This window comes from Planctomycetia bacterium (assembly GCA_034440135.1).
Taxonomy (GTDB): domain Bacteria; phylum Planctomycetota; class Planctomycetia; order Pirellulales; family JALHLM01; genus JALHLM01.
Map to the genome: position 1 here is coordinate 1 of JAWXBP010000206.1, position 8,470 is coordinate 8,470.

Consider the following 8,470-nt stretch of genomic DNA (forward strand, 5'->3'; position numbering starts at 1 on the left):
AAGCCTGCGGCGAACTCCTCCATCAATTCACCGCCACCGAATGCCGTAACTACCTCCGCCACTGCGGCTACCGCTATACTTAGCCTTGATGCGCTCTAGTGGGCCTGAATTCGATTGCGGGCCTGGAGCCGTTTTCTTCGCAAGCGTGAACGTACTATGGATTCGTTCGATGAGTGCTGTCGCTGTGCTGTTGCTTTGCGATTTGTCATGGACCACGGCGCAGGTCCGCAACCAGCGACTTCTTCGACAGTTCTCGGGTAGCAATGCACGTGGCATCCGGCGTCACGTCGGACACGATCAGCAGCGACGGGCAACTGTTCACGTACGTTCACGACAAGCTGTTGACGGGTGGGCTCGGACGCGGGCCGATCGGTCGCGCGGAGCGTGTTTGCTGGCCAGACAAAGTGGTTCGGCGATGCTGAGTTTGTGCGTGCCGCCTACTTAAGTAATTGCAGCTTCCGTTCGCACGAGCGGAAGTGTCCGATTCCGTGAATCTAAGGCTGCGTGCTGGTGAAATTGTCAGCAAGCAAGAGATCGCCGCCCTCGGTGACTCAGCCATACCAAAAACTCGGTGAGGTAATGAGTAATTCTTCAGTTGGCACCGGCAGAGTTGGTGCGACACTTCGACTTGGTGAATTCGACACGCCTGCGTCGGTTGCCGCGTTGCGAAAGGCCCTCGGCGACGACGCCACGCAGTGAGCGACAGTTCTTTTCTTAGGCAGGCTCGGGCCTTCGGCACGCGCCGCGCTTGGCGATCTTGCGCGGGGAAAGAGGCTGCAGCGAAAAATGGATGCCAAAATAGACTTGGTCAGTAGGTTCGAGACGAATTTCACCAAGCCCGTCCTCCTCATACCAGCCAAACATGTTGAAACCGAGCGACCGCATGTTGCTTCCCCATAGGTCGGGGGAATCACCGTTGCCGACGACCAATGTTCCACCGATTTCGCTTTCGCCCTCCCAGCCTGATTTGACACCGCCAGCCGTGGGCGCGGAGTTGAATGCAATCGTGCTACTGGTGATGATAGTCGTGCAACCGTCGCCAGCGTCTACTCCCCCAGCGCTCGATGTCGCAGTATTGCCAGAAACAGTGCTATCACTCAGCGTTACCAGGCCGGTCCGTGTTTGTGGCGGCAAATCAGGAGCTCTGTAGCACGAAACGCCGCCGCCGCTGCTACCGAAGTTGTTGATAACGGCACTGTGGCGGATGCTCCCTCGACCTCCGTCAACAAAATAGATGCCGCCTCCCAGTTCTGCTCGATTATCTCGTACTGTGATCTCGTCCGCGTCGAAGTCAGAAGCGTTGCGAACTGCACCTCCGCCGCCGCGTTCCAGACCAATTCTGCCGCCAGTCAGGGTGAGTTTGGAGATTTGCAATCGACCTGGAAGGTGAATATCCAGCACGCGATCCAAATTGGCAGCATCAACAATGGTGCCCTTCGCACTTGCGCCGATCAGCGTAATTGACGCACGGATGTCCAGATCGCCAGTGGCCGCGAAGTCTTCGTCCGACCCGGTGCGGCTGAGTGAGTAGGCGCCGTGTGGCAGGTAAATTGTAGTGCTCGTGTCCCGCGTATTGGCCTCTTGAATGGCCGCCCTCAGGCTCGTCTGACCTTGTGAGTCCAACGCGAAACCGTCGCCGGGCGCTGCGTCCACTGAATCGTCCGCGGTATTCACAACAAATGTGTCATTCGGTGCGTCGCTCAGCCACACATCGAAAGTGCCCAGATACGTATCATCAATCGCATTGTCAAATTCATCCAATACTTCTTCACGACGAACATAAATGTCATATCGCCCGCTGTCAGCATAATTCCATCCGCCAGACGGCGCAGTGACTCGGTAAGTGACTCGGCGAGGAGAACCATTTTCAATTGCATCGGCGCTTCGCGATGTTACTGCGAAGCGCGCATTCGTTTGGCCGGCGGCGCGAATGGCAATGTCGTTGGTGTCGAGTGAGAGGTAACGCACAAAACTCGTGTCCTCATAAACTACCTCGATGTCTAGCGTGGAGACGCCTGGCGTTGAAATATCTGGCGCGGAGATCAGCCGCGCCACGGGCGGGACGAAGTCGGCTTCGAGCGTGCGCCGGGCGTTCAAGCGCCCGCCGGAGGCGACTTTGCCGTCGAAGCCGGGCAGTTTGTCGACGCCGGCGAGGATCGCCGCGCGGACTTCCGCGACCGTGGCGTCCTGGAACTCGCTCCAATACAGCGCCGCCACGCCGGAGACCTGCGGGGCCGCGAAGCTTGTCCCCAACCCTGGCTTGGTGCCGTCATAGCGATCGAGTCCCTGAATCGACACGCCCGGCGCGGCTAAGTCCACGCTTGCCGCGCCGTAGTTGCTTCGATACCACAGCCCGTCCGCCGCGTCGGAAGCAGCCACGACGAGAAGATTGTCCAGATCGAACGCGGCGGGGTAAATCGGCGCATCGTCGATATTGACGCCCTGGTTATTCTGACCCGCGGCGGCCACGACGAGAATGCCGGCGTCGCCGGCGGCTTTGATCGCCCCGTAAAGTTCGGCCATCTCCTTCGCGTTGCCTTGCGGGATCGTCAGGCTCATGTTGATCACGCGGACGTTCGCTTGGTTCGTCACTTTCTTGTGAGTCGCATATTGGATCGCGCTGATCGTGGCGTGAATCATGCTCTCGCCTTTGCTGTTCAGCGTCTTGAGCGCCATCAGCGAAGTATTCCAGGCGATCCCCGCCACGCCTTGCTCGTTGTTCCCGCGAGCTCCGATGATGCCGGAAACCAGCGTGCCGTGGCTGCCCGAATGCTCGTCGGACGGGTCGTTGTCCGGAGCGCACTCATCGTCTGCACCGTCATCGCAGAAGTCATAGCCGAGGTGATCGTCCACGAATCCGTTGCCGTCCTCATCGCCGTTGCCGGGCAGGTCGAGGGGATTTGTCCAGATGTTCCAACCGTTCGGCACGTCCTTGTCCCCGAAGTCGGGATGCTCGAAGTAGATGCCGGTATCGAGCACCGCCACGACGACCGACGGGTCTCCCGTTTGGATTTCCCACGCTTCGGGAGCGTCGATGTCGGCGTCCTTCGCCCACCACCCCATGCCCGGCGGCGGCGGATCAGGAAAGTGCAGCGAGAATTGCTTCGGGAATTCCTCGTCATTGGGCGTCGCCGCGGCGAAGACCGGGAGGTCCGGCGCGAAGCGCAAGACATGGGGATTCGCGCCGAGCGCGGCTTCCACGTCCGCCGCGCGGGCCGTCGAGCTCACCAAGATCTGGCCCGGCATGCCTAGGCCGTGAATCACGTTCAGCTGCGTCTCCGCGTTGTTGAGCAGCGCGGCCGCCCCGGCCGGACGTCCCGCCAGCTTCCGTGAGGCGCACGATCCAATAGCCTTTCGCCGCGGGAGTCGCCGTGCTTTGCAAACTCGCCGCGCCAGAGCCGACCTCGCCGAACCAATCGGCTGAAGTCGCGTTGTACCAACTGGAGCCGCCCGCGCTGAGCAAACAGCGCGATTCCAACACTTCCAACCAGCGACTCGTCGAGCCTATCAAGTTTTTGCCGCGAACCGTTCCTAGCGCCGGTCGCAGGCGTCGCGAGTTTCTTTTTACGCGCGGTCGGAACGATCTGTCCATCATGCCGCCCTCCAGAATATTGAAGCGCAACGCGTCCTGGATGGAACCGTGCGCGGCGGAATCGCGACGCTCAGCATAACAACGCGGCAATGCACTCGCCACGTTTTTCCCGCGCCTTGCCGGGGCATGTTTCCCCAAGCGCACGCAGAAATCGGGAGTGCTTTACTGGCATTTATCGCCGCCGGGACGACTTGTCACGGCGGACTTCCGCCAGAACGTCCAGCATCCGCCCAAACAACACATCCGCAGCGCGTAGATCGATCAAAGCGGGCGTAGCCCGTCGCGCCTGGCCATCGTGGGCCATGGCTCGCGACCGTTCAACGGTTGCGGACGGCGCAACGATCGGCGGGGGCGTTGTCGCGGCCGGCGTGGAGGATTGCGATGCGCCAAAATTGTTGCGCACAAGGTTCAGGTCTTTGATGTCGACGCGCCAGTCGAGGTTGGCGTCGCCGCCGACATTGTCGCCTGAACTGCCGAAGTTGTTGCGAACTGCGTTCAGGTCCTGCACGTTGACGACGTAATCCGCGTTGGTATCGCCCGGGACCAACAGGGAGAAGCCAAAGTTCTGATCGCCCAGGTCTTGATCGCTCGCCAATTGCACGACGCGCCCCGCCGGTACGATTTCATTCAACATGATCGTCATTCGATAGGCCGCCTCATTGGCCACCGCCAGGTCGGCGACCTGATCACCGTTGAAATCAGCGGCCGTGACGCTCAAGGTTTCGATTTTGGGAATCTCCCCCGCGGCGTACTACTCCGCCGTGCCGAACTCTAGTTCCCCACGGTTCCGCAACACGGCCAAATCTTGGGATTTCACGTTGCCGACCAACAGGTCCAAATCGCCGTCGCGCTCCAGATCGGCGGCCGCGATGGACCTGGGTCCCTTGCCCGCGAGTTCGACGACGCCCGCATTCGAAAAGCCATCGCCGTCGTTTCGCAGCAAAGTCACGCTGTTATCGGCCGAATTGCTGACCGCCAAATCCAAATCCACGTCGCCGTCCAGATCGGCCGCCACGACGGCGGACGGCAGTCGGCCAGTGTTGTAAACTAACGGCATCGCAAAGCCGCCGTTGCCCAGATTCATTAAGACCGACACGTTGCCTGCATTGGTGTTCACGACCGCGAGATCGCTCCATGCATCTTGATTGAAGCGGCCGGACGCCAAGGCAGTCGCCGGCGCAGGAATCGAAAGAGGGACGGCCGGGCCGAAGCCGCCGGACCTGTTGTTGTAAAACAGAAAAATGTCGCTCTGATTCCAGCAAGCCGCCGCCAAATCCAGGCTGCCGTCGTCATTCCAATCGCCCGCGACGACGTCGAACGGATCACACGGCAAGGAAAGATTGCTCGTCCCGAAAAACCAGGCCCTGTCACTGTAGAAAACGGACAGACTTTGCGAATACCTGTTCGCCACGACCAGATCCGTTCCCGGTTGCCCATCGAAATTCTCGGCGATGATCGACGACACCCCAGCTTGGACGCCGTCCGCAACTACGTCCGGAATGACGGTAAACGCACCTTGGCCGTTGTTCCGCAAGATTCTCACGTATTCGCTCTCCGCGACGGCGAGGTCGAGATCGCCGTTGTGATCGAAGTCCACCGGAGCCGAGTCCGCGGGCATGCCCGGCATCGGAATGGAAGTCGTCGTGAGACGGTTTCCCACGGGCGAGGTCTGCATCAAAGCGGCGTTTCCTGCCGCGCGGACGACGTACGCGCCTGCGGTCAGTCCGGTCAACTCGTAGCGTCCGGTTTCGTCGATGCCGGGAGTGGCCGGATCGTCACTGCGCGTCATGGCGTCAGGTTCGAGGACCGGGTCGTGGATCTCGTCACCGTCGTAGTCAAGGTAGACGACTTGTCCTGCCAGACCGGTCTCGCCGACATCGAATCGCCCGTTCTCGTTGGCATCGAGATACAGCATTCCGCTGACGCCGCTTAGCAACAACCGTGCTTCAAGCTGTTCGACCCGCGGTATAACTAAGCCATAGTCGAAGGCATTGACATGACGGCCCCGCGACGCAATGCCCATGGTGATCTCCCGACGAGCGTCAATCAGTGATTCATTGACTCTTGGAAGCAGCATACTGTAAGTCCTAATCAGGATCCAGCGTCGTGTCGGCTAGCAGGTTCCTTTAAAAACCTAACCATTTGGCAAGTGATATGGCGGGCGACAACTTACGGTTTGGTCGGGCAGGCATGCCCTGAGCTACACAGGCAGGCTTCGGAAGGACAGCTCTGACACACGCTCGAGGACCGGGCAGCAGCCGACGCCGAAAGCTCAGGAGATGCGTGAACGCCGAAGCCCTCCTAGTAACGGAAATTGGCGCATAGGCACAACAACAATCGCGTCGTCTTGCAACTACTCAGGGCATGAGAAGGCGCGACGCTACCTGGTCGGCGGGGCGATCTCCGCCGTCAACTATTCCGAAGTCCTCAAGAAGGCCGTCGAGCGCGGCAGTGACTTGCAGTTGGCCCGCTTTCACTTGGAAAACTTCGCGCTGAGCGTCATTCCCTTCGATGATCGCTCGGCCGTGCGGACCGCCGAACTCTGGTCCGCGGGCCGACAATTCGGCCTATCCTTTGCGGATCGGGCGTGCCTGGCACTGGGCATCGAAAGCAAGGCCAAGGTCGTCACTGGCGACCGCCGCTGGAAGGACGCCGCGCTTGGCATCTCGGTGATCGTATTTCGATAGGCCGCAAAGTGGGTTGGGAATTGGAGGTCTGGGATGAATTCTTTAATAGCGATCGATAACAATCAAAGTCCCGCGTCTCTAATTGGACCAATCCCGGCTTGCCTCGACCGCGCTGGACCAGCCGCGTCGTTCGCGTGGGAGGAGCTCTTCCTCGGCAAACTCCGCAATCCTCACACGCGCGCGGCCTACCTGCTGGCGGTGCGACGATTCCTCGCTTGGTGCGACGCCCGAAACGCAGAAATCGCCCGCATTTCACCGGGGATGGTCGGGATGTACTTCGACGGCTTGACCTTCAGCATCCCCACAAAAAAGCTCCATTTGGCCGCGATTCGGTCGTTCTTCGACGTGCTCGTTCAACGGCACGTCGTGGTCCTCAACCCGGCGCTCTCGGTCCGCACCGAACGCTACTCGGCGATCGAGGGCAAGACGCCCGAAATCTCCGTCGAGCAATGCCGCGTCCTCCTGCGATCGATCTCGATCTGTTCCGTCATCGACCTCCGTGACCAAGCGGTGATCGCCGTTTTGATTTACACTGCCGCACGTGCCGGCGCCGTTGCCAAGCTGCGGATCGCTGACCTCATTCCCGACGGCTCGAAACTCGTCCTGAGGTTCGCCGAAAAAGGGGGCAAGGCCCGTGCGATCCCCGTGCGACACGACTTGCAGCAGTTCTTGCAGGATTATGTCTTTGCCGGCGGATTGGGCGCTGCACCGATGGAGAGCCCGATGTTCCGCACTGCCGCCGGCCGCCTCCGACAGCTTTCTAGCGCAGGCATGAGTGGCGTGGACATCTGCCGCATGGTCAATCGCCGACTTCAGGCTGCTGGACTACCGACGCTGATTTCGCCCCACTCATTCCGCAGCTGCGCGGCTACCGACTTGCTGCTCCAGAACGTGCCCCTCGACGATGTTCAGTCATACTGCCTCCTTGGATTGCGGTACACGTCCTGTTGAAAACAGGCGGCGGTGTTCAGTTCGGGGCTTCAGGCTGGCGCCATGGTTTCAACTCTTGGTTAACCGCTTGGTTTTCGCTTCAATCACTTGCAACCGCCGCAAGTTTGCCCGGTCTCTGGCGTGCACCAGGCAAGCTTTCTCGTACGACGCGGTGGTCTTGGTGCAGACCAGCGTGAAGGGTCGGCCCTGGCGCGTCGTAGCGTGGGTCAGGTCGCAGCCGCACGCGTCGATGACTTGGTGCAGGTGCTGGCGACGATCCTTCGCCCTGGGGAAGTGATGGACCGACGCGCGCGAATCATCCAGGAACTGGCTCAACTCCCGGCAGTCGCCACAAGTGCAAGAGAGCTTCGCCCCTCGACGAAAATCGGCCGGCAGCGCGGGCGCTTGTGCCGTGCGCTGCTCCAGTTCCGTTCGGCAATGGGCCAGCCAGCGTGCGATCGTCGACTCCAATCGGCCGAGTTTGCCGGGGAGCCAGGATTCCAATGAGAACAGCGCTTTCAGATGCACGTCGGTCAGAGCATACTTGTCGGAGGTCGCGAGCGTATGATCGATCAGTCGGGCCAGCGTCGTCTCGGCCTGAACGGCGACGACCGATTTGACCAGCGTGGCGAGCAATTCCGCGCGGTCGATCTGCCCCGCTCGCCAATCGTGCTTTGGCGTGTTGCGATCCATCCGCTCCAGTGCGGCTACGGAGAGTTCCGCCAATCGCCGGCAAAGCTGGTCGCGTTCCGCGTCTTTGGCGCGATCGAGACACAGCGACATCAACAGCGCTGCATTCCGCTGGATCGTTTCCACCGAGGATGTTTCGAACAGGCCGATTAAACTCCGCGAAAACGGCTCCCAGCCGTGTTTTCGGCCAAATGCGGCAAACGACTTGTCGAGTTGAACTTCGCTGTCCCGAGGCATTACCTGGGCCAGGAATCGGCAGACCAGCTCAGCCGCGTTCAACTCCTGAAGCAAGCGCGGTAAAAGTCCCCGATCAGATCGGTCTTGAGCGTAGCATGAATGCCTGTACTCGTTTGGCGACCAGGCGTCGATGATCGCTCCGGCAAACTGCACGCACAATTCCCTCTGCACCTCTTGATCGGGCTGGCGCGCCTTTCGCCATGCGATCACCATCGTATTCAAGCCTGCGATCGCCGCGCCGGCGCCGGCGCCGCACAGGACTCGAAAATGGTATTCCCTAGGCCAGACAACGATCGCGGCGCGATGGTACCAGCGCTCCAGCGTCATTCCCGCG

The 8,470-nt window shown here is 60.4% G+C and carries 6 protein-coding genes; 2 read left to right on the top strand and 4 right to left on the bottom strand.

Annotated elements, in window-relative coordinates:
* Window positions 1-714 precede the first annotated feature (714 nt).
* From SGJ19_11890 to SGJ19_11900, 3 genes are all read right to left on the bottom strand, one after another.
* Complete coding sequence (locus SGJ19_11890; GenBank protein MDZ4780946.1) at window positions 715-3,264, bottom strand: S8 family peptidase; 2,550 nt, start codon at window positions 3,262-3,264, stop codon at window positions 715-717.
* Window positions 3,265-3,764: 500 nt separating this feature from the next.
* Window positions 3,765-4,310 (bottom strand): hypothetical protein, encoded by a 546-nt coding sequence (locus SGJ19_11895; protein MDZ4780947.1) that lies wholly within the window; start codon window positions 4,308-4,310, stop codon window positions 3,765-3,767.
* A 33-nt stretch (window positions 4,311-4,343) separates the two neighbouring features.
* Complete coding sequence (locus SGJ19_11900) at window positions 4,344-5,669, bottom strand: FG-GAP-like repeat-containing protein (GenBank protein ID MDZ4780948.1); 1,326 nt, start codon at window positions 5,667-5,669, stop codon at window positions 4,344-4,346.
* Window positions 5,670-5,871: 202 nt separating this feature from the next.
* Here SGJ19_11900 and SGJ19_11905 point away from each other — a divergent pair, with 202 nt between their 5' ends.
* A complete protein-coding gene (locus SGJ19_11905) occupies window positions 5,872-6,279 on the top strand; it encodes a type II toxin-antitoxin system VapC family toxin (protein ID MDZ4780949.1) in 408 nt (135 codons plus the stop codon).
* 33 nt (window positions 6,280-6,312) lie between these two features.
* Complete coding sequence (locus SGJ19_11910; protein MDZ4780950.1) at window positions 6,313-7,230, top strand: tyrosine-type recombinase/integrase; 918 nt, start codon at window positions 6,313-6,315, stop codon at window positions 7,228-7,230.
* 48 nt (window positions 7,231-7,278) lie between these two features.
* Here SGJ19_11910 and SGJ19_11915 read toward each other — a convergent pair.
* The coding region (locus tag SGJ19_11915) for a hypothetical protein (protein ID MDZ4780951.1) at window positions 7,279-8,470 on the bottom strand (1,192 nt) is incomplete at its 5' end.

Bases quoted from the DNA above. Each gene is read 5' to 3' on its own strand.
- SGJ19_11900 (MDZ4780948.1), bottom strand. From the start codon at position 5,669: ATGCTGCTTCCAAGAGTCAATGAATCACTGATTGACGCTCGTCGGGAG.
- SGJ19_11905 (MDZ4780949.1), top strand. From the start codon at position 5,872: ATGCGTGAACGCCGAAGCCCTCCTAGTAACGGAAATTGGCGCATAGGC.
- SGJ19_11910 (MDZ4780950.1), top strand. From the start codon at position 6,313: ATGAATTCTTTAATAGCGATCGATAACAATCAAAGTCCCGCGTCTCTA.